This window comes from Pseudomonas sp. MDT1-85, assembly GCF_054898065.1.
The window spans coordinates 497006-523095 of record NZ_CM142715.1 but is presented as its reverse complement, the minus strand read 5'-3'; the positions used below and the strand labels follow the sequence as shown (position 1 = coordinate 523095).

Annotated in this window: 21 protein-coding genes; 13 read left to right on the top strand and 8 right to left on the bottom strand. The window is 59.4% G+C overall.

From position 1 onward, the window contains the following. Positions 1-97: 97 nt before the first annotated feature. Complete coding sequence (gene mgrA, locus ACYZT2_RS02390) at positions 98-1135, bottom strand: L-glyceraldehyde 3-phosphate reductase (protein ID WP_461969810.1); 1038 nt, start codon at positions 1133-1135, stop codon at positions 98-100. Between the two features lie 165 nt (positions 1136-1300). Further along, positions 1301-1765, bottom strand: coding sequence for a type II toxin-antitoxin system HicB family antitoxin (locus tag ACYZT2_RS02385; RefSeq protein WP_173667514.1), 465 nt, complete (start codon positions 1763-1765; stop codon positions 1301-1303). A gap of 325 nt (positions 1766-2090) precedes the next feature. Between ACYZT2_RS02385 and ACYZT2_RS02380 the strand changes: the two genes are divergently transcribed. Further along, on the top strand, positions 2091-2351 hold the full coding sequence (locus ACYZT2_RS02380) for a hypothetical protein (protein ID WP_461969808.1): 261 nt from the start codon (positions 2091-2093) through the stop codon (positions 2349-2351). 24 nt (positions 2352-2375) lie between these two features. Here the strand turns inward: ACYZT2_RS02380 and betT are convergent, their stop codons facing one another. Continuing rightward, entirely contained in the window at positions 2376-4331 is a 1956-nt protein-coding gene (gene betT / locus ACYZT2_RS02375; RefSeq protein ID WP_174160214.1) for a choline transporter BetT, read from the bottom strand. A gap of 427 nt (positions 4332-4758) precedes the next feature. Then, positions 4759-5685: a serine O-acetyltransferase EpsC gene (gene epsC, locus ACYZT2_RS02370; protein WP_007903111.1), complete on the bottom strand. Its 927-nt coding sequence runs from the start codon at positions 5683-5685 to the stop codon at positions 4759-4761. Positions 5686-5875: 190 nt separating this feature from the next. Here epsC and ACYZT2_RS02365 point away from each other — a divergent pair, with 190 nt between their 5' ends. From ACYZT2_RS02365 to ACYZT2_RS02310, 12 genes are all read left to right on the top strand, one after another. Continuing rightward, positions 5876-6868, top strand: coding sequence for a D-cysteine desulfhydrase (locus ACYZT2_RS02365; protein WP_461969805.1), 993 nt, complete (start codon positions 5876-5878; stop codon positions 6866-6868). A 283-nt stretch (positions 6869-7151) separates the two neighbouring features. Beyond that, positions 7152-7949: a cystine ABC transporter substrate-binding protein gene (tcyJ, locus tag ACYZT2_RS02360; protein ID WP_461969803.1), complete on the top strand. Its 798-nt coding sequence runs from the start codon at positions 7152-7154 to the stop codon at positions 7947-7949. Further along, positions 7949-8614 (top strand): cystine ABC transporter permease, encoded by a 666-nt coding sequence (gene tcyL, locus ACYZT2_RS02355; protein ID WP_253417273.1) that lies wholly within the window; start codon positions 7949-7951, stop codon positions 8612-8614. Before tcyJ ends, tcyL begins: the two co-directional genes overlap by 1 nt. A 4-nt stretch (positions 8615-8618) precedes the next feature. Beyond that, a complete protein-coding gene (gene tcyN, locus ACYZT2_RS02350) occupies positions 8619-9368 on the top strand; it encodes an L-cystine ABC transporter ATP-binding protein TcyN (RefSeq protein WP_008068688.1) in 750 nt (249 codons plus the stop codon). A gap of 505 nt (positions 9369-9873) precedes the next feature. Next, complete coding sequence (locus ACYZT2_RS02345) at positions 9874-10632, top strand: hypothetical protein (RefSeq protein WP_461969800.1); 759 nt, start codon at positions 9874-9876, stop codon at positions 10630-10632. 471 nt (positions 10633-11103) lie between these two features. Continuing rightward, complete coding sequence (locus ACYZT2_RS02340; protein WP_461969798.1) at positions 11104-12345, top strand: SfnB family sulfur acquisition oxidoreductase; 1242 nt, start codon at positions 11104-11106, stop codon at positions 12343-12345. Between the two features lie 38 nt (positions 12346-12383). Beyond that, positions 12384-13577 carry an SfnB family sulfur acquisition oxidoreductase gene (locus ACYZT2_RS02335; protein WP_461969796.1) on the top strand — a complete coding sequence of 398 codons (1194 nt, stop codon included), beginning with the start codon at positions 12384-12386 and terminating at the stop codon, positions 13575-13577. Then, positions 13577-14935 carry an LLM class flavin-dependent oxidoreductase gene (locus ACYZT2_RS02330; protein ID WP_461969794.1) on the top strand — a complete coding sequence of 453 codons (1359 nt, stop codon included), beginning with the start codon at positions 13577-13579 and terminating at the stop codon, positions 14933-14935. Before ACYZT2_RS02335 ends, ACYZT2_RS02330 begins: the two co-directional genes overlap by 1 nt. 129 nt (positions 14936-15064) lie before the next feature. Beyond that, on the top strand, positions 15065-15874 hold the full coding sequence (locus tag ACYZT2_RS02325) for a MetQ/NlpA family ABC transporter substrate-binding protein (protein WP_461969792.1): 810 nt from the start codon (positions 15065-15067) through the stop codon (positions 15872-15874). A gap of 2 nt (positions 15875-15876) precedes the next feature. Next, positions 15877-17010, top strand: coding sequence for a methionine ABC transporter ATP-binding protein (locus ACYZT2_RS02320; protein WP_461969790.1), 1134 nt, complete (start codon positions 15877-15879; stop codon positions 17008-17010). Next, complete coding sequence (locus ACYZT2_RS02315; RefSeq protein ID WP_030128490.1) at positions 17000-17644, top strand: methionine ABC transporter permease; 645 nt, start codon at positions 17000-17002, stop codon at positions 17642-17644. The genes ACYZT2_RS02320 and ACYZT2_RS02315 overlap by 11 nt, the downstream gene beginning before the upstream one ends. Before the next feature lie 195 nt (positions 17645-17839). Continuing rightward, the gene (locus ACYZT2_RS02310; protein ID WP_461969787.1) at positions 17840-18469 is read left to right on the top strand and encodes a class I SAM-dependent methyltransferase; all 630 of its coding nucleotides are present in this window, start codon (positions 17840-17842) and stop codon (positions 18467-18469) included. A 40-nt stretch (positions 18470-18509) separates the two neighbouring features. Here ACYZT2_RS02310 and ACYZT2_RS02305 read toward each other — a convergent pair whose 3' ends face one another. The 4 genes from ACYZT2_RS02305 to ACYZT2_RS02290 all read right to left on the bottom strand — a co-directional run bounded on the left by ACYZT2_RS02305 (position 18510) and on the right by ACYZT2_RS02290 (position 26086). Then, the gene (locus tag ACYZT2_RS02305; RefSeq protein ID WP_461969785.1) at positions 18510-20768 is read right to left on the bottom strand and encodes a glycoside hydrolase; all 2259 of its coding nucleotides are present in this window, start codon (positions 20766-20768) and stop codon (positions 18510-18512) included. 100 nt (positions 20769-20868) lie between these two features. After that, on the bottom strand, positions 20869-23922 hold the full coding sequence (locus tag ACYZT2_RS02300; protein WP_461969783.1) for an efflux RND transporter permease subunit: 3054 nt from the start codon (positions 23920-23922) through the stop codon (positions 20869-20871). After that, complete coding sequence (locus ACYZT2_RS02295) at positions 23919-24986, bottom strand: efflux RND transporter periplasmic adaptor subunit (protein WP_461969781.1); 1068 nt, start codon at positions 24984-24986, stop codon at positions 23919-23921. The genes ACYZT2_RS02300 and ACYZT2_RS02295 overlap by 4 nt, the downstream gene beginning before the upstream one ends. After that, entirely contained in the window at positions 24983-26086 is a 1104-nt protein-coding gene (locus ACYZT2_RS02290) for an efflux RND transporter periplasmic adaptor subunit (RefSeq protein WP_461969779.1), read from the bottom strand. Before ACYZT2_RS02290 ends, ACYZT2_RS02295 begins: the two co-directional genes overlap by 4 nt. Between the last annotated feature and the right edge of the window lie 4 nt (positions 26087-26090).

The following is a 26090-nucleotide window of genomic DNA, read 5'->3' as shown; positions in this document are numbered from 1 at the left end:
TTGACCACAGAATTTGTGGTCAACGCAGGTCCACTGTGGGAGCGAGCCTGCTCGCGATGGCGCCAGAACGGGCGCCAGAATATCCGGCGCCGAACACCTACTCCGCCGTCGAAGGCTTCTCCCACAAATTGACCCCACCCTCCTGGGCAAACCGATCGATCTCCGCCAACTCCTCCACGCTAAAACTCAGGTTCTTCAACGCCCCGACGTTCTCGATAATCTGCTCCGGCCGGCTCGCGCCAATCAGCGCCGAGGTCACCCGCGGATCACGCAGGGTCCAGGCCAGCGCCAACTGCGCCAGACTCTGACCACGGCGTTTGGCGATTTCATTGAGCGCCCGCACATGGGCGATGTTGGCTTCGGACAGGTGCGATGCCTGCAACGAACCACCACCCGGACGATTGACCCGCGCATCCGCTGGCACACCATTGAGGTACTTGTCGGTCAACAGACCCTGAGCCAGTGGCGTGAAGGCAATCACGCCGGTGCCGAGTTCGTCGGTGGTGCCCAGCAGGTCCTTTTCCACCCAGCGATTCAGCAGGTTGTAAGCCGGTTGGTGGATCAGCAACGGGACTTTCCACTCTTTCAGCAACCCGGCGATTTCACGGGTTTTCACCCCGGAATAGGACGAGATGCCGATGTACAGCGCCTTGCCCTGCTGCACGGCGGTGGCCAGTGCGCTGGCGGTTTCTTCAAGCGGCGTGTCCGGGTCGAAGCGATGGGAATAGAAGATGTCCACGTAGTCCAAGCCCAGGCGTTGCAGGCTCTGGTCGAGGCTGGCCAGCACGTATTTGCGCGAACCTCCGCCCTGACCGTATGGACCGGCCCACATGTCCCAACCGGCCTTGCTGGAGATGATCAACTCGTCACGGTACTGCTTGAAGTCTTCACGCAGCAAACGGCCGAAATTGATCTCGGCGCTGCCATACGGTGGGCCATAGTTATTGGCCAGGTCGAAGTGGTTGATGCCCAGATCGAATGCCGTGCGCAGCAACGAACGCTGGGTATCGATTGGCGTGCTGTCGCCGAAGTTGTGCCACAAGCCCAGGGACAGTGCCGGCAGCACCAACCCGCTGCGACCCACGCGGCGGTAAGGGATGGAATCGTAACGGTTTTCGGCAGCGGTGTAGGTCATCGAATCCTCTCTTGTCTGTCTTGAATGTGGTATCGACTGCTTTGCAAGTTGCCCAGCATACGCTTGGACAAACGCCGATAAACCTCGGACTCGAGAAAATGCTGAAACGTTTCACAGATTAATAAATCTGACCCACCGCATAGAGCCGATATCCACCCCCAACGTTTATGCCGACAACTCACGCAACGCGGCAGCCGCCAAAAAACCAGATCTTGAGCTGTATCGCTGATCTCGTCTGACCGTCTGGTCGATACGCTCAAGTAATTGTTCAGGGAGCGTGGCATTGAAGCGCACCGACTTGCCGAAGTAAGGCGTGATATCGAAGTCGACCACACCCCATACACCGCCAGCGTAGTCAGGGTTATCAAGATGAGCGTCAATCTCACGCACCTGCGGCAGTGGATCACCATCGGCGACCAAGCCTTCATAGTGCAAAGCCAACGCTTCTTTCACGTTTTCAAATGCCTGCGCCACAGTAGCGCCCGCGGAGAAGCAACCCGGCACGTCCGGGATAATCACTCCGTATTCTGAGTCGGCATCCTTGTGCAGAACGACCGGGAATTTCATTTCGATGAGTCCTTCCTGTGATGTGGCCCCTTCGAGGCTCTCGTTTCCGATGTCGGGCCTCATTTCAGACCCCGCAGCATCTGCTGAGCACATTACGTGATGATCACATCCTTAATACACACGATACACACTCTGATAAATATTAGCCGAACTCAAGCAAGCCAGATTGCCCGCGGACCATCGGTAATGGGCAAATCCTGCGGGTGAATGGTGGGCTGGTTTAACTATGCTCGATGTATTGGGGTGAGCAGTAGGGACGCCTTCGCGGGCAAGCCTCGCTCCTACGGGTTTTGTGTCGGACACACGATTGACGGAAATCCTGTAGGAGCGAGGCTTCCCGCGAAGACGGCCTCAAAGACACCACAAATCTGAAGGAGAGGAACGCATCATGCACACCACCATCATCATCTTCTTCGGCCTGGTCCTTCTGGCGCTGATGCTGTTCATCGGCGAGAACATCGGTTTCCCCCGCCAGACCCTGGCCTACAGCTTTGTCGTGCTGTGGCTGGCGTTGACCTTGATCAACGGCGCGGTCGGCATGGTCAACGCCGGCCAGCCGTTGAGCACGGAACTGGTGGTGGGCAGCGCGGTATTCGGCGTACCGGTGGCGGCGCTGGTGTTGTTCATGACGATGAGCACTGACGCCTGACCAGACGTCAGCCCCCCTCCTCAATCAACGCACCAGGTGCAAAAACTGCATGTGCCGTTCGTACTGGTCGAGGATGTCGTTGATGACCTGCTCCTTGGTGTAGCCCACCAGATCGTAGTCCTGACTGCCCTCGCTCAAATGCACTTCGGCGCGGTAGTAACGACGATTGTTGAGTTCCTTGGAACCCATGCCGCCCCGGGCGAAGGACGGCGTGAAGTAACCGCGCATTTGCACCTGATAGATGAACGGATGCAGTTCGCCATGACCGATCTCCAGGCTGACGTTGTCATTGGCCGGATCGGGCTGAGTGACCACGTGCAAGCCCTTCTCGACGAACACTGCCGTCACCTCTTCAATCGCCGGGCGCACCGTGGTATCGAGGAAACGATAGACCTCATCCCTCGATGGGAAATGCACCGCCTGACTCAAGCGCTGACGCCATCCGCCGCGCCGTGCTCCAGACACTGGCGCGAGGGAATGCAGTTGCGCGATCTGCTTCTGCGATTCCAGATAAAACGCCTTGTGCAGCCCCCACATCATCAGCAGCAAAATCATCGAAAACGGCAACGAGGTCAGCACCACTGCTGACTTCAATGCATCGATGCTGCCGGAGAACAACAGCGCGCTGGTCACCAACGCCGTCATCGCGCCCCAGAACACTCGCAGCCATTTCGGCCCGTCTTCATCCGGGTTACCGCCCTTGGCGGACAACGTCGACAACACCACAGTGCCGGAGTCGGCGGATGTCACGAAGAATACGAAGCTGATGAACACCGTGACCGCAATCACGGTTTTGCTCCATGGATAGGTTTCCAGCAGCAGGTACAGGGTCATCGACGGGTTGTCGATGGCCGACATACCGAGTGCGCTCATGCCGTGGTTGAGGACCTGGTCGATGGCGCTGTTGCCGAAGATCGACATCCACGCCAGGGTGAAACCAAGCGGAATCAGCAGCACACCGAAGACGAATTCGCGGATGGTCCGGCCACGGGAAATCCGCGCGATGAACAGGCCCACGAACGGCGACCATGCAATCCACCAGGCCCAGTAGAACACCGTCCAGCCACCCAGCCAGTCGCTGGGTTTGTCATAGGCGTAGAGGTCGAAACTCTTCATCGGCAAGGCGCCGAGGTAGTCGCCGATGTTCTGGATCAGCGTGTTGAGCAAGTGCTGGGTGGGGCCGGCGAACAACACGAACAGCAGCAACGCACAGGCCAGCAGCATGTTGATGTCGGACATCACCCGCACGCCTTTATCGACGCCGGACACCGCGACGATGATTGCCGCACCCATCATCAGCGTGATCAGACCGACCTGAATCCACTGGGTATGAGCGATGCCGAACAGGTAGTCCAGGCCCGAGTTGAGGTGCAATACGCCAAAGCCCATGTCGGCGCCGAGGCCGAACACTGTGGCGATGATGCCGAAGCCATCCACCGCGTAACCGATCGGGCCGTTGATGCGCTTGCCAATCAGCGGGTACAGCGCCGAACGCAGGGCCAGGGGCAGGTTATGTCGATAGGCGAAATAGGCCAGCGCCATGCCGACGAAAGCAAACACGCCCCAGCCATGCAGACCCCAGTGCAGAAACAGAATCTGCATCGCCTGGCGCGCCGCATCCGCCGTGCCAGCCTCGCCTTGGGGCGGTTGCGCCAGGTGAGTCAGTGGTTCGGACACGCAAAAGAAAAACAGCGTAATGCTGATACCGGCGGCGAACAGCATGCCGGCCCAGGACAGGTAGCTGAATTCGGGCTCGTCGTGGTCGGCACCGAGCTTGATCTTGCCGTAGCCAGACAAGGCGGTGACCACCACGAAGACCAGATACAGCGTCATCGCGAGCATGTAGTACCAGCCGACCGTATTGGCCGCCCAGTTTTGCGCTTGCAACAGCCAGGCACCGGCCTGTTCAGGTATCGCCATGACCACAACGGCGAACAACAAAATAAAGGTCGCCGCGAAATAAAACACCGGCGGATTCATGCGGACCTGGCCGCTTGCGGGGGTGGACGATGCACTCATGAAAGGTACACCTCAAGAGGGTGAAACAGGGCAATCAATAACGGACTCGGCAAAGGCAAGCCTCCTGTTGTGAGCGGGCAGCAAACCGGCGGTTTAACTTGAATGAGCGTTCAAGTTAAACATGGATAGGGGGCTAAGGACTAATCGTAGAGCTCGGCGGTAGCTTTCCTACGCTAGCTCAAGGAAGGGTATGACGGCGGTTTTGGAGGATTCGTTCACCACGAAATAAGCTAAATGCCACTATCCCGGCTCGGCTTACAACCAATCGCGAGCAGGCTCGCTCCCACAGTTGATCTCTGATGAACACAATAGCTGTGAACGACAAGGATCATTGTGGGAGCGAGCCTGCTCGCGATGAGGCCAGATCAGTCAGCAAAGATCAGGGAGCTTACTTCTGCGTCCCATCATCATGCTGCAGATTCGCCTGGGTCAGGTTGCACCCCGCCGGCACGCTGCGGGTCAGCCAGACGTTGCCACCGATGGTCGAACCCTTGCCGATGGTGATCCGCCCCAGAATCGTCGCGCCGGCATAGATCACCACATCGTCCTCGACGATCGGATGCCGCGGATGGCCCTTCTGCAACTGGCCGTCTTCGTCCGCCGGGAAGCGCTTGGCGCCCAGGGTCACCGCTTGATAAATCCGCACGCGCTCGCCAATGATCGCGGTCTCGCCAATCACCACACCCGTCCCGTGATCGATGAAGAAACTGCGACCGATCTGCGCCCCCGGATGGATGTCGATGCCGGTGGCCGAGTGGGCAATTTCCGCGCTGATCCGCGCCAGCAGCGGCAAGCCCGCGCGATACAAATGATGGGCCAGGCGATGGTGAATCACCGCCAGGATTCCCGGATAGCAGAGCAACACTTCATCGACACTGCGAGCCGCCGGGTCGCCGTGATAGGCCGCCAGTACGTCAGTGTCCAGCAGAGTGCGCAGCCCCGGCAAAGCGAGGGCGAAGTCCTGAATGATCTGAATGGTTTTGGCCTCGACTTCAGTGTCGGCCTGGGCACTGTGGCGAGCGGCATAACGCAGTTCGAGCCGCGCTTGAGCCAGCAACGCGTTCAGTGCGACGTCGAGTGTGTGGCCGACGTAGAAATCTTCACTTTCCTCGCGCAAATCTACCGGGCCCAGACGCATCGGGAACAGCGCACCGCATAAGGCTTCGAGAATGTCCGCCATGGCCGCTCGGGACGGCAACTCGCGACCGCCCTGCTCGCCGCTGGCACGGCCGTTTTGTGCACGCCACTGCTCGCGCGCCGTACGCAGTTGGCTGACGATGGTCTGCAATTGCCAATGGCTGGAACGCTCGCTCACGGTAAAAACTCCTCACGGGCGGCCGGACTGTCTGGCCGCGTTAACCGCGATTACTTTACGGCAACGGCTTGCGGCCGAATTAAGAACCAATAGTGCTTTGCTCAATACTTTTGGCTATAAGCGATTGGCAGTTGCCCCACTAAATACCCCTGCCTATAGTCCTGACATCTTCCTCCGCCAGTACGGCCCCATGATCAAACAACAGCTTGCCCGCTTTAACCGCCTCGACCTGCTCGGTCATCCTACTCCCCTGGAAAAACTCGAACGCCTGTCGACCTGGCTGGGCCGCGATGTGTACGTCAAACGCGATGACCTGACGCCATTGGCACTGGGCGGCAACAAGCTGCGCAAACTCGAATACCTGGCCGCCGATGCCTTGGCCCAGGGCGCTGATACGTTGATCACTGCAGGCGCGATCCAGTCCAACCACGTGCGCCAGACCGCCGCCATTGCGGCCAAGCTTGGCCTGGGCTGCGTGGCGCTGCTGGAAAATCCGCTCGGCACCGACGACAGCAACTATGTCGGCAACGGCAATCGGCTGTTGCTGGACCTGTTCGATGCCAAGGTCGAGTTGGTGGAAAATCTCGAAAATGCCGACGAGCAATTGGAAGCGCTGGCCGGACGTCTGCGCAGCAACGGCAAAAAGCCGTATCTGGTGCCTATTGGTGGCTCGAATGCATTGGGCGCTTTGGGTTATGTCCGTGCGGGCCTGGAACTGGCCGAACAGATCAAGGACACCGGGCTGCAATTCGCCGCGGTGGTGCTGGCGTCTGGCAGTGCCGGCACCCACAGCGGCCTGGCGCTGGCATTGAGCGAAGCACTGCCGGATTTGCCAGTGATCGGCGTGACCGTTTCCCGTAGCGATGAAGCGCAACGACCGAAAGTCCAGGGCCTCGCAGAGCGCACGGCCGAGCTGCTGGGCGTGAGCCTGCCGGCGAATTTCAAAATCGAACTGTGGGACGAATATTTCGGTCCGCGTTATGGCGAGCCAAATGCCGGGACATTGTCGGCGTTGAAGCTGCTGGCGAGTCAAGAAGGGTTGTTGCTGGATCCGGTGTACACCGGCAAAGCCATGGCCGGTTTGCTCGACGGCATCGGACGCCAGCGCTTCAATGACGGCCCGATCATCTTCCTGCACACCGGTGGGGCGCCGGCGTTGTTTGCCTACAAAGACTTTCTGTAACAGTTACCGGAAGATCAAAAGATCGCAGCCTGCGGCAGCTCCTACGCGCCTGTGGGCGCCGCCGCAGGCTGCGATCTTTTCGATGACACCTCATATTTAAAAAAGAATAACAAACTGAATATTTAGTATTTTCCTATCTAAAGACAACATCATATAGTCGCGCCGCAGGCGAATTTGCTGCAAGACGCATAAGCTGCTTTAGGGCAGGATATCGCAGTCGTTCAAATCCCGAATTTGCCAACTTTCCTTAAGCGTCTTCCATAAGAAAACACAGGGGCTTGTCATGAATTTCTCCGCATCATTACGTCGAAATCTGCTGGTGGGTTCGCTGGGCCTGGCGCTGAGCGCCGGTCTGCTGGGGCAGGCAGTGGCCGGTGAGCAGCTGCAAAAGATCAAGGACGCAGGCGTGATCAACGTCGGTCTGGAAGGCACTTATCCACCGTTCAGCTTCGTCGACGAGGCCGGCAAACTGAGCGGCTTCGAAGTCGAGTTCTCCGAAGCCTTGGCCAAAGAGCTGGGCGTGAAGGTCAAACTGCAGCCGACCAAATGGGAAGGCATCCTCGCAGCCTTGGAATCCAAGCGTCTGGACGCGGTGATCAACCAGGTGACCATCACCGAAGAGCGCAAGAAGAAGTACGACTTCTCGACGCCTTACACCGTTTCCGGGATTCAGGCGCTGACCCTGACCAAAAACAAAGACACCATCAAGACCTCCGCCGATCTGGCCGGCAAGAAAGTCGGCGTCGGCCTGGGCACCAACTACGAGCAGTGGGTGAAAGAGAATGTGCCTAAGGCCGACGTGCGTACCTACGATGATGACCCGAGCAAGTTCCAGGATCTGCGCGTCGGCCGCATCGATGCCATCCTGATCGACCGCCTGGCCGCGCTGGAATATGCCAGGAAGGCAAAGGACACTGCCGCCGCCGGCGAAGCGTTCTCCCGCCAGGAAGCCGGTATTGCCCTGCGCAAAGGCGAGCCTGAGCTGCTGGCTGCGGTGAACAAAGCCATCGACAAGCTGCGTGCCGACGGTACGCTGACCAAGCTTTCGGAAAAATACTTCAGCGCTGACGTCACTAAATAATGGAAGCGGCTTTCCAACTCGTACTGGAGTCCATGCCCTTCCTGCTGAAGGGCGTGTACTTTACGGTCATCCTCAGCCTGGGCAGCATGTTCTTCGGCTTGCTGCTGGGCTTCGGCCTGGCGTTGATGCGCCTGTCACGCCTCAAACTGGTGAGCTGGCTGGCCCGCATCTACGTGTCGTTCTTTCGCGGCACGCCGTTGCTGGTGCAACTGTTCATGATCTATTTCGGCTTGCCGCAATTGGGTCTCGAACTGGATCCGATACCGGCAGCCCTGATCGGCCTCTCGCTGAACATGGCCGCTTATGCCTGTGAAATCCTCCGTTCCGCGATCAGTTCGATTGAACGCGGCCAATGGGAAGCCGCTGCGAGTATCGGTATGACCCGCGCGCAGACCCTGCGCCGGGCCATCCTGCCGCAAGCGATGCGCACGGCGTTGCCGCCGCTGGGCAACAGCTTCATTTCGCTGGTCAAGGACACCGCGCTGGCAGCCACCATTCAAGTACCGGAGCTGTTCCGTCAGGCGCAGCTGATCACCGCCCGCACCTTCGAAATTTTCACCATGTATCTTGCCGCCGCGGTGATCTACTGGATTCTGGCAACGGTGCTGTCGCACTTCCAGAACCAGTTGGAAGCGCGGGTCAATCGGCACGACCAGGAGTCCTGACCCAATGATTGTCGTGGAAAAACTGACAAAGCAGTTCAAGGGTCAAGTGGTGCTCAACGGCATCGATCTGCAGGTGAAGGAAGGCGAGGTGGTGGCGATCATCGGCCCCAGCGGCTCGGGCAAGACCACCTTCCTGCGTTGCCTGAATTTTCTCGAGGAGCCTAGCAGCGGCCGGATCAAGGTCGGTGACATCGAGATCGATGGCAGCCGCCCTCTGAACCAGCAGCAGAGCCTGGTACGGCGCTTGCGCCAGCACGTGGGTTTTGTGTTTCAGAACTTCAACCTGTTCCCCCATCGCACGGCCTTGGAAAACGTGATCGAAGGCCCGTTGGTGGTGAAAAAGATCCCGCGCGCCGAAGCCGTTGCCCTGGGTAAAAAGCTGTTGGCCAAGGTCGGCCTGGCGGGCAAGGAAGACGCTTACCCGCGACGCCTTTCCGGCGGTCAGCAACAGCGTGTGGCGATTGCCCGAGCGTTGGCGATGGAACCGGAAGTGATCCTGTTCGATGAACCGACCTCGGCGCTGGACCCGGAACTGGTGGGCGAAGTGTTGGCGACCATCCGCGGCTTGGCCGAGGAGAAACGCACCATGGTGATCGTCACCCACGAAATGGGCTTTGCCCGGGACGTGGCCAACCGTGTGGTGTTTTTCGACAAGGGTGTGATCGTCGAACAAGGCGAAGCCAAGGCACTGTTTGCCAATCCGAAAGAGGAACGGACGAAGCAGTTTCTTAGCAAGTTTCTTAATAACGCTTAGTGCTGCCTAACTCGGAAACAGTCAACTTCCAGGGATGGAAGTGACATTAAGCCCGTCTTATAAAAGCCTATAGCCGCCTTTCAACATTGTCTTGATTCACCCTCATCATAAATAACTTCCCGCCACCCCATGCGGTACATATATATGTCCTGCAACAGATTCATATCGCCTAAAATTTATAAAACACCCTGCTGCCCTCGCTCAAAGGGTTTCTGCCTCAAAGGCATAAAATCCACCAAATATCGGCCTTTATTCGACAGCGCGATGCGGTTTATTAACCATACCGCGTAGGAGCTTTCTGAATCACGCAAGAACTAACCTTTAACCAACCAACGCTATTGACACTTATTCAAGCGCACTCTTATCTAGTCTCCAACAGGTAACAGCCATCACACTCAATCATTGTTTAAGCGCGCAAATAGTGAATCGTTTTGTTGCTTGGTAATTCACCCCTTTCGATCTTTCAGAAATGGACTTCGCGGCAAAGCTTCAAGGAGAGAAACTCATGACAAGCACTTCAAACAAACCTGAACTTGCAGCCCCGACCCTGGCGCAAAGCCACAAGGCCGGTATCAACAGCACCTCCGCCGCTCACCTTATGATCGACGTGCCGCCCTATCCCGGCATGGACGAAGGCGATCTGATCGAGCTGTTTTGGGACAACTGCTATGTCGCCTCCAGCGTGTTGGGGTCCGACCATGGCGGCAAAGCCGTGAGCCTGCGGGTGCCGGAAAGCTTCATTGCCAATGGTTCTGCCCGCGTCCATTACAAGGTCATGCAGGTCGGGCAAGGGCCGGCGGTATCACCGGCGGCGCGCGTCCAGATCAAGCTCGATTGCCCGGGCGGCCTGCTGCTTTGCGATGAGGAAAACCAGAGCCTGGCACCGGTGTTCATCCCTGAGACCATTCGTCGTCAGGGAGTCAATCCGAACCAGGTCAAACGCGGTGTCCCGTTGACCATCGAGCCGTACCTGAACATGGCCGCCGACGACGAAATCACCTTGCGCTGGGGCGATGTGCGCATGGACTTGCCCAAGCTCAAGGCTTGCGATGTGGGGCAGCCGATTCAGGTCTGGGTGCCCCCGGCGATCATTCTCGAAGCCGGCGAAGACCTTCGACTGGAAGTGACTTACTGCATCCTCGATCGGGTGGGTAACAATTCGCGGTGGGCACCGGCACGCACACTGAAGATCGGCTGTGCCAATCCCTACCTGAAAGTGCCGCCGAAAGAAGCGCTCATGGCCGCTGAATCCCGCAGCCGATGAGGTCCCTGCAGCTGGCGAAGCCTGCGTTCGGCCGTAGCAACTGTCGAGCCTGTGAGGCTGCGTTCGGCTGCGCAGCAGTCGTTAATCCTGAGTCCGCGATTAACCTGAATGACCGCGGCGCACAATTTTGCGACTGCTGCGCAGCCGAACGCAGGCTTCGCCAGCTGCTACAAGATCAAAAGATCGCAGCCATCGGCAGCTCCTACGCGAACGCATTCCCTGTAGGAGCTGCCGAAGGCTGCGATCCTGGCGGCTTAAAGGGTAACGACCTTCTATGCATATTCCTAAAAGTTAGTTCATAAATTATTTATACACGTTTAGGGTATATACACCGGACCACCGGACATTCGTGTTTTTCGTTCGCCGCAACCCTTGCGGCGCTTTCATGAGATGTGAGGTAGGTATGGTCCGGAACACAATCACCCCAGTGCAAATCGCCAGGGCATTGCGTGCAGCCAAGGAGCGGCACTGATGTCCAGTCTGGCAGATGCAATCGTCCAGAGTGATCTGGACATCGCCCCATTGTTGTTGCCCGCACAGGTCTTGCGCAACGACGCACAAGCCATCAAGGCTGCCCATGAGCTGGCGCAAGTCGCCCGCCTGCAAGCAGCCAAACGTGACCAGCAGCGCAAGCTGCCGTGGTCGGAAATCGAACAGTTTACCCGCAGCGGCCTGGGCAGCATTGCCATCCCGCGTGAGTACGGTGGCCCGCAGGTTTCATTCGTTACCCTTGCCGAAGTGTTCGCGATCATTTCCGCGGCCGATCCGGCTTTGGGGCAGATCCCGCAGAACCAGTTCGGCATTCTCCACCTGATACTCGGCAGCGCTACCGAGTCGCAGAAAAAACAGCTGTTCAAAAGCGTGCTCGAAGGCTGGCGAATCGGTAACGCGGGGCCGGAGCGCGGGACCAAAAATACCCTGGAGCTCAAGGCGCGGATCACCGCCGACGGCGATGGCTTCGTCATCAACGGGCAAAAGTTCTATTCCACCGGCGCCCTGTTCGCCCACTGGGTGGCTGTCAAGGCGCTGAACGACGATGGCAAGCAAGTGCTGGCCTTCGTTCGTCGTGGTATTCCGGGCCTGCGCATCGTTGATGACTGGTCGGGTTTCGGCCAGCGCACCACCGCCAGCGGCACCATTTTGCTCAATAACGTGCGGGTCGACGCCGAGCTGGTGGTGGATAACTGGAAAATCAACGACAGCCCGAATACCCAAGGCGCCGTGTCGCAGTTGATTCAAGCAGCCATCGACGTCGGCATTGCTCGGGGCGCCATCGATGACGCCATTGAGTTCGTGCAAAAACGCGCACGACCGTGGATCGACGCCAAGGTCGACCGGGCCAGCGACGACCTCTATGTGATCGCCGACATCGGCAAGCTGAAAATCGAACTGCATGCCGCCGAAGCGTTGTTGCGCAAGGCCGGGCAAGTACTCGATCAGGTCAACGCCGCGCCGCTCACTGCCGAGTCCGCTGCGCGCGCCTCGATTGCCGTGGCTGAAGCCAAAGTGCTGACCACCGAGATCTCGCTGCTGGCCAGCGAAAAACTCTTCGAACTGGCCGGCAGCCGCGCCACCCTCGCCGAATTCAATCTCGACCGCCACTGGCGCAACGCCCGGGTGCACACGCTGCACGACCCGGTGCGCTGGAAGTATCACGCGGTCGGCGCTTACCACCTCAATGGAACCTTGCCTGCGCGGCATTCCTGGATCTGACGACCAGACCCCTTTTGACCAGATCTCTGGAGAAACACATGACTCTTTCTCACCCCGTCGCGGTCATCACCAGCGATGAGCAAGCCCTGATCGTCGCCAGTGACCTGGCCGACGATTTCAAACGCGACAGCGCCCTGCGCGACCGCGAGCGTCGTTTGCCGTACCCGGAACTGGAAGTGTTTTCCCGTTCGGGTCTTTGGGGCATCAGCGTGCCAAAAGAATATGGCGGCGCTGGGGTTTCCAACGTCACCCTAGCCAAGGTCATCGCGCTGATCGCCCAGGCCGACGGCTCCCTCGGACAGATTCCACAAAACCATTTCTACGCCCTCGAAGTGCTGCGCGTGAATGGCACTGATGGGCAGAAAAAACGTCTCTACGCCGAAGTGTTGGCCGGCCAGCGCTTCGGCAACGCACTCGCGGAACTGGGCACCAAAACCGCCCATGATCGCGTCACCAGCCTGACTCGCGATGGCAACGGCTACCGCATCAACGGCCGCAAGTTCTACGCCACCGGCGCGATTTACGCCCAGCGCATCCCGACGTCAGTGGTGGACGAAAACGGTGTGCAACAATTGGCTTTCGTCCCGCGCAACAGCAAAGGCCTGACGGTAATCGACGACTGGAGCGGCTTCGGCCAGCGCACCACCGGCAGCGGTTCAGTGGTGTTCGAGGACGTCTACGTCGCCGCCGAGGATGTGATTCCGTTTCAAAGCGCGTTCGAGCGCCCGACCACCGTCGGCCCGTTGGCACAGATTCTCCATGCCGCCATCGACACCGGCATCGCCCGCGCGGCTTACGAAGATGCACTGCATTTTGTGCGCACCAAGACCCGGCCCTGGATTGATTCCGGCAACGACAAAGCCACCGAAGACCCGCTGACGATCAAGAGTTTCGGCCACTTGGCTATTCGCCTGCACGCCACCGAGGCCTTGCTGGAACGCTCCGGCGAATTCCTTGATCAGGCCCAGGCCGACACCAATGCCGAGACCGTCGCCGCCGCCTCAATTGCGGTTGCCGAAGCCCGGGCCATCAGCACCGAAATCTCCCTCGCCGCCGGCAGCACATTGTTCGAACTGGCCGGCAGTCAGGCAACTCTGGTCGAACACGGCCTGGATCGCCACTGGCGCAACGCCCGGGTGCACACCCTTCACGACCCGGTGCGCTGGAAGTATCACGCGGTGGGCAATTACTACCTCAACGATGAAAACCCGCCGTTGCGGGGGACCATCTGATGGCTGATGCCAAAAAGAAAATCCTGCTCAACGCGTTCAACATGAACTGCATCGGGCACATCAACCACGGCCTGTGGACGCATCCACGGGACAATTCAACCCAATACAAAACCATCGAATACTGGACTGAACTGGCGCAGTTGCTGGAACGCGGACTGTTCGACGGTCTGTTCATCGCCGACATCGTCGGCGTGTACGACGTCTATCAAAACTCGGTGGACGTGCCGCTCAAAGAGTCGATCCAGTTGCCGGTCAACGACCCGCTGCTGCTGGTCTCGGCCATGGCCGCCGTCACCAAAAACCTCGGCTTCGGCCTGACAGCCAACCTGACCTACGAACCGCCATATCTGTTCGCCCGGCGCCTGTCGACGCTCGATCACCTGAGTCGCGGACGGGTCGGCTGGAACATCGTCACCGGCTACCTCGACAGCGCCGCCAAGGCCATGGGCCTGAGTGAACAGGTGGAACACGACCGTCGTTACGACCAGGCCGATGAATACCTGCAAGTGCTCTACAAACTCTGGGAAGGCAGCTGGGAAAACGACGCGGTGCTCAACGACCGCGAGCAACGGATCTACGCCTTGCCTGCGAAAGTGCACAAGGTCGAGCACAAGGGCGAGTTCTATCAGGTCGAGGGTTATCACCTCTGCGAGCCATCGCCGCAACGCACGCCGGTGCTGTTCCAGGCCGGCAGTTCCGATCGCGGTTTGCTGTTCGCCGGTCGGCACGCCGAGTGCGTGTTCATCAGCGGTCAGAACAAACCGGCGACCAGGGTTCAAGTGGACAAGGTTCGCGCCAGCGCCGTCGAGGCCGGTCGCAATCCCTGGGACATCAAGGTGTTCATGGGCTTGAACGTGATCGTCGGTGAGACAGAAGAGCTGGCCTGGGCCAAGCATGCCGAGTACCTGAGCTACGCCAGTGCCGAGGCTGGTGTGGCGCACTTTTCGGCGTCCACCGGGATCGATTTTTCCGAATACGAACTCGACGAACCGATCCAGTACGTGAAAAGCAACGCCATCCAGTCCGCCACCAAGAACCTGAAAAACAACGACTGGACCCGCCGCAAATTGCTGGAGCAACACGCCCTCGGTGGCCGCTACATCACCGTGGTCGGCTCGGCGCAGCAGGTGGCTGACGAGCTGGAATCGTGGATCGCGGAGACCGGGCTGGATGGTTTCAATCTGACGCGGATTGTTACGCCGGAAAGCTATGTGGATTTCATAGATTTGGTGATTCCGGAGTTGCAGCGCAGAGGGTCGTACAAGACCGCTTACGACAACGGCAGCCTGCGGGAAAAGCTGTTTCACGGCGAAGCGCGTTTGCCTGAGCAACACACAGGTTCGGCGTTCCGCCGCTAAAAGCATCGCGAGCAGGCTCGCTCCCACATTGGATCTCGGGTGTTCACAAAATCCCTGTGGGAGCGAGCCTGCTCGCGAAGAGGCCCGACCAAACACCACACATTTAATGCACTGACTGGAATAACCATCATGACCAAGAAACTCTTAACTCACCCAGTCAAAGCACTGGCCCTGGCCCTCGGCCTCTTCAGCTCCATCACCTTCGCCGCTGACGCACCACTGAAAGTCGGCACCACCGCCGCCTTCGCCATTCCCCTGGAAGCAGCAGTAGAAGAAGCCAACAAACAAGGCCTGAAAGTCGAACTGGTAGAGTTCAGCGACTGGATCGCCCCCAACGTCAGCCTCGCCTCGGGCGACATCGACGTGAACTATTTCCAGCACATCCCGTTCCTGGAAAACGCCAAGGCCGCCGCCGGTTTTGATCTGGTGCCATTCGCCCCGGGGATCATCAACAACGTCGGCCTCTACTCGAAAAAATACAAAAGCTTCGCCGAGTTGCCCGAAGGCGCCAGCGTGGCCATCGCCAACGACCCGATCAACAGCGGTCGCGGCCTGCAACTGCTGGCCAAGGCCGGGCTAATCACGCTCAAACCGGGTGTCGGCTACAAGGCCACCGAAGAAGACATCATCGCCAACCCGAAGAAAATCAAAATCCTTCAAGTCGAAGCCGTACAACTGGTGCGCGCCTACGACGACGCCGATCTGGTTCAGGGCTACCCGGCCTACATCCGCCTGTCGAAGACCTTTGATGCCAGTTCCGCCCTGCTGTTCGATGGCCTCGATCACAAGGAATACGTGATCCAGTTCGTGATCCAGCCGAAAAGCAAAACCGACCCGCGCCTGATCAAATTCGTCGACATCTACCAGCATTCGCCGGCCGTTCGCGCGGCGCTGGATAAGGCCCACGGCAAGCTCTATCAAGCTGGCTGGGAAAGCTGAATATGAGGGCAGCCACCCAACTGCGACTGGAAACTCCAGAGCCTCGCCATACCCCAGAGCATGCTATACAAACCGAACTGCACCCAGACCTGAACCGCGCTCATGTGCGCTTCATCGGCCTGGGCAAAACCTACAACGGCCAGCAAGGTCCGGTAGCGGCACTGCACGGCATCGACCTGGCGATCCAGCGCGGTGAAGTGTTCGGCATTATCGGCCGCAGCGGCGCCGGCAAGTCATCGCTGATTCGCACCATCAACCGCCTGGAACAACCGAGCACGGGCCGCGTGCTGATCGATCAGGTCGACATCGGCGAGTTCGATGAAGACCGCCTGGTGGCGCTGCGTCGGCGCATTGGCATGATCTTCCAGCACTTCAACCTGATGTCGGCCAAGACGGTATGGCAGAACGTCGAGTTGCCGCTGAAAGTCGCCGGTGTGCCCAAGGAAAAACGCGAGCAGAAAGTCCGAGAACTGCTGGAGCTCGTGGGCCTGCAAGAGAAACACAAGGCCTACCCGGCGCAGCTTTCCGGCGGGCAGAAACAGCGCGTCGGCATCGCCCGCGCCTTGGTGCATGACCCGGCGATTCTGCTGTGCGACGAAGCCACTTCGGCACTGGACCCGGAAACCACGCAATCAATCCTCGGCCTTCTGCGCGAGATCAATCAGCGCCTGGGCCTGACCATCGTGCTGATCACTCACGAGATGGCGGTGATCCGCGATATCTGTGATCGGGTCGTGGTGCTGGAACACGGACGAATCGTCGAACAAGGCCCGGTCTGGGAAGTCTTTGGCAACCCGCAGCACGAGGTCAGCAAAACCTTGCTGGCGCCTTTGCAACACGGTTTGCCGGAAGAACTGCAACGCCGCTTGCAGGCACATCCACAGTCCTCGGACGCCGCTGTTGTGCTGCGTTTGCAGTTCACCGGCAGTGCCGGCGACGAGCCAGACTTGGCGGCGTTGTTCAGTGCTCTCGGCGGTCGCGTGCGCTTGCTGCAAGGTGGCGTGGAACGGATTCAGGGCCATGCCCTCGGGCAATTGCTGCTGGCGGTGACCGGCTCGTCCCTCGGCGCAGAGGAATTGCGTCAACGCGCCGGCAACTGGGCGCAACAAGTGGAGGTGCTGGGTTATGTGGTTTGATCGCTTGCTGCAAGGCTTCATCGACACCTTCCTGATGGTCGGCGTGTCGTCATTGATCGCGCTGCTGGCGGGCATTCCGCTGGCGGTGATCCTGGTCACCAGCTCCAAGGGCGGCATCTATGAAGCGCCAGCGCTGAACCGCGCGCTGGGCGCGTTCGTGAACCTGTTTCGCTCGATTCCGTTTCTGATTTTGATGGTGGCGCTGATTCCGTTTACGCGGTTGATCGTCGGTACCACGTACGGCGTGTGGGCGGCCGTGGTGCCGCTGACCATCGCCGCCACGCCGTTCTTTGCGCGCATTGCCGAAGTCAGTTTGCGTGAGGTCGATCACGGGTTGATCGAAGCGGCGCAGGCGATGGGTTGCCGGCGCTGGCATATCGTCTGGCACGTGCTGTTGCCTGAGGCGCTGCCGGGGATTGTCGGTGGTTTCACCATCACCCTGGTGACCATGATCAACTCATCGGCCATGGCGGGGGCGATCGGTGCGGGTGGACTGGGGGACATCGCTTATCGCTACGGGTATCAGCGGTTTGATAGCCAGATCATGTTGACGGTGATTGTGTTGCTGGTGGTGTTGGTGGCGGTGATTCAGTTGGGCGGGGATCGGTTGGCACGGGGGTTGAACAAGCGTTGAGTCTGGCTCAAGTCATTGGTCGTCAGTGACACCGCTTTCGCGAGCAGGCTCGCTCCCACATTGATCGCGTCGTACACAAATCTTGTGTTCACTGCCGGTCAACTGTGGGAGCGAGCCTGCTCGCGAATGGCTGCGAAGCAGCCACCGGCGCCTTGGCGTATATTCGGCAAATCCCAATTGCCTGCGCAGCCGACCATGAAACAGACCCCCACCGATCTCGAGCAGATCACCTCCACCACCCTGGGCCATTACAACTCGGTGGCTGAAAGTTTTCGCGAAGGGACTCGCGATCATGATGTCAGCCAGAACATTGATGCGCTGCTGCGGCATATTCAGGGGGAAGCACCGTTCGACATTCTCGACTTTGGCTGTGGGCCGGGGCGTGATTTGCAAACCTTCACGCGCATGGGCCACACCGCTGTCGGGCTTGATGGCTCGGAGAAGTTTGCGCAGATGGCGCGCGAAGACAGCGGTTGTGAAGTCTGGCAGAAGGATTTTCTGAAGCTGGATTTGCCGGCCGAGCGCTTTGACGGGATCTTCGCCAATGCGGTGTTGTTCCATATTCCGCGTCAGGAATTGCCTAGGGTATTGACGGAGTTGCGCGGGACTTTGAAGCCGGGCGGGGTGTTGTTCAGTTCCAATCCGCGCGGTGAGAATCAGGAGGGGTGGAACGGGCCGCGTTATGGGGCGTACCACGATCTTGAGACGTGGCAGCAATTGCTGACGGCGGCGGGGTTTGTGGAGCTGGAGCATTACTACCGGCCGGCGGGACTGCCGCGCGAGCAGCAGCCTTGGTTGGCGAGTGTTTGGCGTAAGCCGGCGTAGCCTGTCAGGACGCAATCGCGAGCAAGCTCGCGAAGGTTTTCTAACGTTGCACAGCGACTTGATAGGTTGCCACTCCACCATTCGCGTCAAACGCGGTGATGCTTCGATCGGCCAGCTGTCGCCCATCAACCTCACGTTCGCGTAAATCAAAATTCGCCACCAGTCTGGTGCCATCGGCGAACGTTGTCTGCTGTACCTGACGATCCTCAGTCAGCCAACGGAAATCTGTCATCGCCTGAGTCGCCAGACGCTCATGCAGCGGGCGGAAGAAAACATCCTGACGAGCAATCACCGGCAACCGCTGCTTCAGCGTCGCCGCACTCAGGTGATACAGCGGCGGCACGTTGTAGAGCAATTGAGTCAGCTCATTCTCGGCGCGCACATTGCTCAATTTAAGGCTGTCGAACAGCCAATGATGGGTGGTGATCACCGAGCCATGGAACACCGCCTGATAAAGCGGCAGGCGCGTTTGCGGAGCAAAGTGAACCGTGCGGTAGGGTTCCTTGAGTGGCACGGTTTTGAAGAAAACCTGCGGCTGTTCATTAGGAAACCAGCGGCCCAGGTAATAGGGCGACTTCGGATTCTTGCTCATATCCGAATCCCCCCAGCCGATCACCGGTGTCTGCATCCCATGGGCAAACAGTACACCTTGGGCCGTGGTGGCGTTGCCATCCTCGGAGCCGGTCGGTAGCTTCAACGTCTCGTTGACCCAGCGCGAGGCGTCGATGTTGCCCTCGGCATTTTGCAACTGAGTCATGGTCGCTCCCACACGGTAGCTGTCGAACAGCATGCCGGTGGCGTAGGCATCCAGAAACCAGCTATTGAACCCGGCCTTGCTATGTACAGCCCTGATGCGCGCCTCAAGCAATGGCCGAACACAACGCGGCTCGGTGTAATGCCCCGATTGCTGAAACCCGCTTTTGAACGCCCCGGTTTCCAACACGATCGCACATTCCTGATTGGCTCTGGAGCCCAGATGCGCAGTGGTCCAGTCCGGGTTTTCAGTGATGGTCAGTGCCGTCTCATAGGAATCATAAGGCGCCACCAGGTAGCCTGCGGCAACGCCTTGACGCACCGTTTCAGGGTGCCAGAGACCTCCTTCCCAACCCTCGCCAAGGCCTAACCATAATCGCGACAAGCCCGCAGCTTTCAGTTGTTCGATAGTCGTTGGTGACAAGGTATTGCCCCAGCGTTCCGGTATTGCCGTCACAGCATCGGAGAACGCCACTGCCAGTTCTGCACGTAATAAGCCGTAGCCGTCAGCCAGTTTTTGCATGTCCGGTTCGACGACAGACTGCCAGCCGCTGCGAGCCTTCTTGTTAAGCGCAGCATTGAGGCTGCGTAGCAACGTGACTTGCTGGTGACGATCAAGCGGTGGCTTAGCCCGGGCCAGTAACTGCGAGCTTGGGGCGTCAAAACTGTTACGTAACTCGCTGGCCAGTACGCCGTTACCGCGCAACCCTTGCAGCAAGGCTGGCCAGCTTTGAACATCGTCCGGTCCGAGCAGGTCGTTACCCCACAGATAAACATGACTGGCTCCCAGGAGCTTTTTGGCTTCGGGAGTCTTCAGCAGTTTGTCGCTCAAGGTTTCGTATTGCCCGCTGTCGACCAACCATTTCCGATAGCGCTTGGCACCCGCCAACAGATCGACATCACCCAACGACAGCTTGAACGTTAGCGGTGCATTGGGCTCAAGGGAGGTGAATTGATGATGGACAGTCAGAGCAAGGGTGTTGTTGTTTTCGGCGCTGAAGATCAGGCGATTGTTGTAAGGGTTGGTCATCAGCCAGTTCAGCGTGAAGCCACCGTGATCAACGCCCCACAGCGGCAAACTCAGGTCTTGGGTGGTATTGAACGCCCCCTGATCGAGCAGAAAGGTTTGCCACAGCGGATCACCGGCAGGCACGTAACGCCCCTCGGCCAGCGGCAAGATCAGTCCTTTGCCCATAGAACTGCCGGGCTGTTTCAGAAAGCTCAGCTCACCGGGATCACGGGCCGTGATGGACAGGGACAGGTCACGCTGATCGAGGGCGGCACTCAGCGTCCAGGCGCCGTCATCCCACTGCCAGTCCATGCGATTGGCGCTTTGCTTGAGGTTGCTGACCTTATACCCAGTAACGCCCGACGAGGCTTGCACTGGCGAATTTTGTGCGGGGATGACGCGGATCGCCAGCGTGGCGGGATCGAGTTCGACGCGCCACAGCGAATTTTCCAGCACGCTGCCGGCCAGCGTCGGGGGTGAACACAACAGAGCGCCGAGCAACAGCACATAGCGCAGACAATAGGTCATCGGTGACATCGAAGTCCCTCCTCCATTTGGAAAGGGACCGTACAGCAACGCACCGGCCATGTAAGTAGGACCGTTCCCAAGCGTCACTCGGGAACGATCAACGCATCAATTACTGCGCTTCTTTTTTCGGCTCGCGAATCTTGTACCAAGCCACATAAAGCGCCGGCAAAAACAGCAACGTCAGCAACGTCGCAATAATAATCCCGCCAATCATCGCGTAGGCCATCGGCCCCCAGAACACTTCCCGGGCGATCGGAATCATCCCCAGGCTCGCCGCCGCAGCCGTCAGCAGAATCGGCCGGCGCCGATGCTCCGTGGCTTGTACCACGGCATCCCACGGCGCATGACCGTCCTTCTCCAGGGCATCGATCTGCGTCACCAGAATCACCGAGTTGCGGATGATGATGCCGATCAGAGCCAGAATCCCCAGAATCGCCACAAAGCCCATCGGCGTGCCCGTCGGGATCAGCGCCAGCACCACGCCGATCAAGCCGAGCGGCGCGACGCTGGCCACCAGGAACAGCTTCTGCACACTGTGCAATTGGATCATCAGAAAGGTCGCCATCAAAAACAGCATCAACGGCACAACCTTGGCAATTGGCCCCTGGGCCTTGCCGCTTTCCTCCACCGTGCCGCCGGTGGCGACCTTGTAGCCCACCGGCAAACTGGCGGCGAATTTGTCGATGTCGGGTTGGAGTTGTTTCACCAGGTCGGTCGGCTGAATCTCATCGCGCACCGCCGCCTTGATGGTGATGGTCGGTTTGCGGTCGCGGCGCCAGACCAGCGGCTGCTCAAGTTCATAGCGCACAGTGGCGAACGCCAGCAGCGGAATCGACGTGCCGCCCGGCGTGACGATCTGCAAATTCTGCAGGGTTTCCGGGGTGCCGCGTTCGGCGTCTTCCGCACGCCCCACTACGTTGATCAGGTAGATATCGTCGTCGACCTGAGTCACCGGTGCACCGACCACAATGCTGTTCATCAGATTGGCCACGTCTTCCGACGACAGCCCCAATTGCCGCGCCTTGTCCTGAGTAATGTCGATGCGCAGGACTTTGCCCGGTTCGTTCCAGTCATAAATGATCTCGCCAATGTGCGAGTTTTTATCCAGTTCGGTGGCCAGGGCGATGGCGTGCTTGCGCACCTGATCGATGTCCTTGCCGCTGACCCGGTACTGAATCGGCCGCCCCACTGGCGGGCCCATTTCCAGCGCCTGGACGTAGCTGCCGATACCGACAAAATCCTTGCGCAGGCGCTCGCGCAAGCGCTGGCTAAGCGCGTTACGCGATTCCAGCCCTTTGCTGACGATCACCAGTTGCGCGTAATACGGGTTCTGCAGTTGCTGGTCGAGGGGCAGGTAGAAACGGATTGCACCTTCGCCGATGTAGGTGCTCCAGCGCACAATGTCCGGGTCGCCCTTGAGGGTCTCTTCGAGCTTGTCCACAGCTTTGCGGGTCTCGGCGATCGAGGCGTTTTGCGGCAGGTTCAGGTCGACGAGGATTTCCGGGCGGTCCGAGGACGGGAAGAACTGGTTCTGCACGAACTGCATGGAAAACACCGACGCCACGAACAGCGCGATGGTGATGCCGATCGCCCACCAGCGATTGCGCATGGCCCAGAGCATGCCGTAATTGAACGTCCGACCGATGCGTCCCGGTTCTGCATCGTGAGGTTTCACGTTGGCGCTGAGTATGTGCACGCCGATCACCGGGGCGAACAGCACCGCGACAATCCACGACACGATCATGGCCACCGCGATCACCGCGAACAGCGTGAAGGTGTACTCGCCGGCCGAGCTGGCGTTCAGGCCGATGGGCACGAAACCGGCCACCGTCACCAACGTACCGGTGAGCATCGGGAACGCCGTCGAGGTGTAAGCGAACGTGGCCGCTTGCTCCTTGGTCTCGCCCATTTCCAGGCGCGTGACCATCATCTCGACGGTGATCATCGCGTCGTCCACCAACAAGCCGAGGGCGATGATCAGGGCGCCGAGGGAGATCCGTTGCATGGTGATGCCGCTGTATTCCATGAAGACGAAGACCATCGCCAGCACCAGCGGAATCGAGCAGGCCACCACCAATCCGGCGCGCACGCCGAGGCTGATGAAGCTGACGATCAGCACGATCACCACCGCTTCGAACAGTGCGCTGGTGAAGCCGCCGACGGCTTTTTCTACCACTTCGGCCTGGTCGGAAACCGTATGCACACCGACGCCCACCGGCAAGTCCGCAGTCAGGTCGGTCATGCGCTGGTGCAAAGCCTTGCCGAACACCTGGATGTTGCCGCCCTTCTTCATGGCGATGGCCAGGCCGATAGCAGGGTGGCCGTTAAAGCGGAACTCCGGCGTCGCCGGGTCGACATAGCCACGACTGATCTGAGCGACGTCGGCCAATCGGTAAAAGCGGTCGTTGAGTCGCAGGTTGACGTTTTCCAGGTCTTTCTCGGAGGCAAACTGCCCCGTCGTACGCACGGAAATCCGCTCGGGGCCGGCCTCGATCACCCCGGCCGGTGTCACCGCGTTTTGCGATTGCAGGCTCTGCACCACCTGACGCTGATCGATGCCCAGCGCCGCCAGTTTGCGGGTGGAGAAGTTCAGGTAGAGGACTTCGTCCTGCTCGCCGACCATCTCGACCTTGCCCAGCCCCGGTACTTCGCGGATCTCGGCGCGGACCTGCTCGACGTAATCGCGCAATTGGCGCATCGACAAACCGTCGGCGGTAAAGGCGTACACCGAGCCGAACACGTCACCGAATTCATCGTTGAATCCCGGCCCTTGCAGGCCTTGAGGGAAGTCGCCGCGAATGTCGTTGATCTTCTTGCGCACCTGATACCAGATTTCCGGAATGTCCTTGGCGCTGGTGGTATCACGCAAGTTAACGAAGACCGTCGACTCGCCGGGGCGGGTGTAGCTTTTCACGTAGTCGAGAGAGTCGAGCTCTTCGAGTTTTTTCTCGATCCGGTCAGTGACCTGCTTGAGGGTTTCTTCCTGGGTCGCGCCCGGCCACCGGGTCTGGATCACCATGGTTTTGATGGTGAACGACGGGTCTTCCTCGCGTCCGAGGTTCATGTACGAGAACACGCCCATCAGCAGCGCGACGAACATCAAATACCAGACAAACGACTGATGCTTGAGGGCCCACTCGGATAAGTTGAAACTCCCTTTCATTGCGGGCTGTCCTCATCGATTTTCACTTTTTGCCCCGGTTTCAGGCTGTTCACACCGGCACTGACCACCCGCTCGCCAGACTTCACACCGTCGGCCAGCACCACTGTGCTGTCAGTACGGCTGATCAGGCTGACCTCTCGCGGGGAAACGGTTTGGGTCTGCGGATCGATGACCCAGATCCGCGGTTTTCCATCGACCTCTTGCAGCACGCTCACCGGCAATTCGATGCGCGATTTGATCGCGGAGCTGAGGGTCACGCTGATCGCCGTACCGAGGCGAAACCCCGACGGCGTATCAGTCAGGCTCAGACGGGCACGCCGGGTACGGGTCGCGCTTTGGGCCTGGGGTTCGATTTCGCGAACGATGGCGGTAGTGGTAACGCTCGGGTCCAGTTGCACGGCGACTTGAAACACCACATCCGCCGGCAACTGATCGACCAGCGTGTCGGGCAGGTCGATCACCGCTTCCTTGATGTCCGGCTGCGCCAGGGTCACCACTTGCTGGCCGGCGGTCACCACTTGCCCGGCTTCGGCGTTCCATGCGGTGACGATGGCTTTGTGGTCGGTGCGCAGTTCGACGTAGTCGAGTTGGTCCTTGGCCTGGTCGACCGCCGCCTTGGCCTGATCAAGGGAGGCCTGCGTAGTCTTGAGATCGGTCTGGGCGATGTCCAGTTGTGCCTGCGCACCGACCCCGCGATCGAACAGTTCCTGCTGGCGCCGGGCGTTGGCCTGGGCATTGATCAACTGCGCCTGCACACGGGCCAGATCGCCCTGGGCCGAGCGCAACTGGTTTTGCTGGTCAGTGGGATCAAGCGTTGCGAGCAAGGCACCCTTCTCGACTTCGGCACCGACATCGACGTTACGGCTGGCGATTCGGCCCGGCACCCGGAAGCCGATATTGCTTTCATAACGGGCCTGGATGCTGCCGGCGAAGCGGCCAAGATTTTCCTCGTCCAGGGCCTGGACCTTGATGGACAACACCGGGCGTACAGGCTCCGGAGGCGGTTCCTTTTCCGAGCAGGCCACCAGCATCACACCGGCGCATACCAGTAACAGACGCTTCATGGCCGGGCTCCCTCGGCTAAATCCTTATAGGTATTTTCGGCGATCTCCACCTTCACGCCGGGGTGCAGCAACTGGCCGCCGGCGATGACTACTTTTTCGCCACCCTTCAGGCCGGCGCTGATGATCACTTTGCCCGTCAGGTAGCGGCCTACCGTGACGGTGTGCAGTTGTGCCTTGCCCTCGCCGTCCACCAGCCACACGGCCGGGTCGCTGAGGTTTTTGGTCAGCGCTGACCAGGGCAATTCGACCGCCGATTTGCCTGGCGTCTTGGCCGTGGCACTCACCACCGAACCGAGCTGCATGCCTTCCGGTAGTCCGTTGAGAGTGACTTTGACCTGCACCGTGCCAGTCTGCGCGGAGACGGCCGGGGTGATTTCCCGAACGGTGCCAGTGGTTTTGATCGCGGGGTTGTCGAGCAGGCTGACGGCCACCGTTTTGCCCTCTGGCGGCTCTGTCAGCAGCGATTCGTAGACGTTGAACACTGCGTCGCGCTCACCGTCCCGGGCCAGGCTGAAAATCGGCACGGTGGCCTGCACTACTTGGCCAACCTCGGCCTGACGCGCGGTCATCACCCCCGGCGCGTCGGCGACCAACGCGGTGTAGCTCAGTTGTTCGCGGGCGTTGGCCAGTTGCGCCTGGGCAGCCGTCAGGGCGCTTTGGCTGCTGCGCAAGGCGGCTTGGGCGGAATCGTATTCGCTTTGGCTGGTATAGCCCTTGGGCAGGAGTTTTTGCTGGCGAACGAAAGCGGCGGCGGTCTGTTTGACTCGGGCCTGTTCGGCAACAACCTGCGCCTGAGCCGAGTCGACGTTGGTTTGCAGGTCCTTGGGATCGAGTTTTGCCAGAACCTGTCTGGCCGAAACCCGATCACCGACATCGACTGTACGCTGGATGATCTTGCCGGCAACGCGGAACGACAGGTCGGTCTGGACCCGCGCCTGAACATCACCGGTCAAGGTCACCGTCGCCGCGTAATCCGCAGGTTTTACCTCTTGCACGAATACCCGCGGACGGTCCTTTTCGACCGATTTTTTATCGCCACAGGCGCTCAGCAGGACAAGGAGGCTCAGGCCAACCACTGTTTTCAATCCGGGACCCACCATGCAG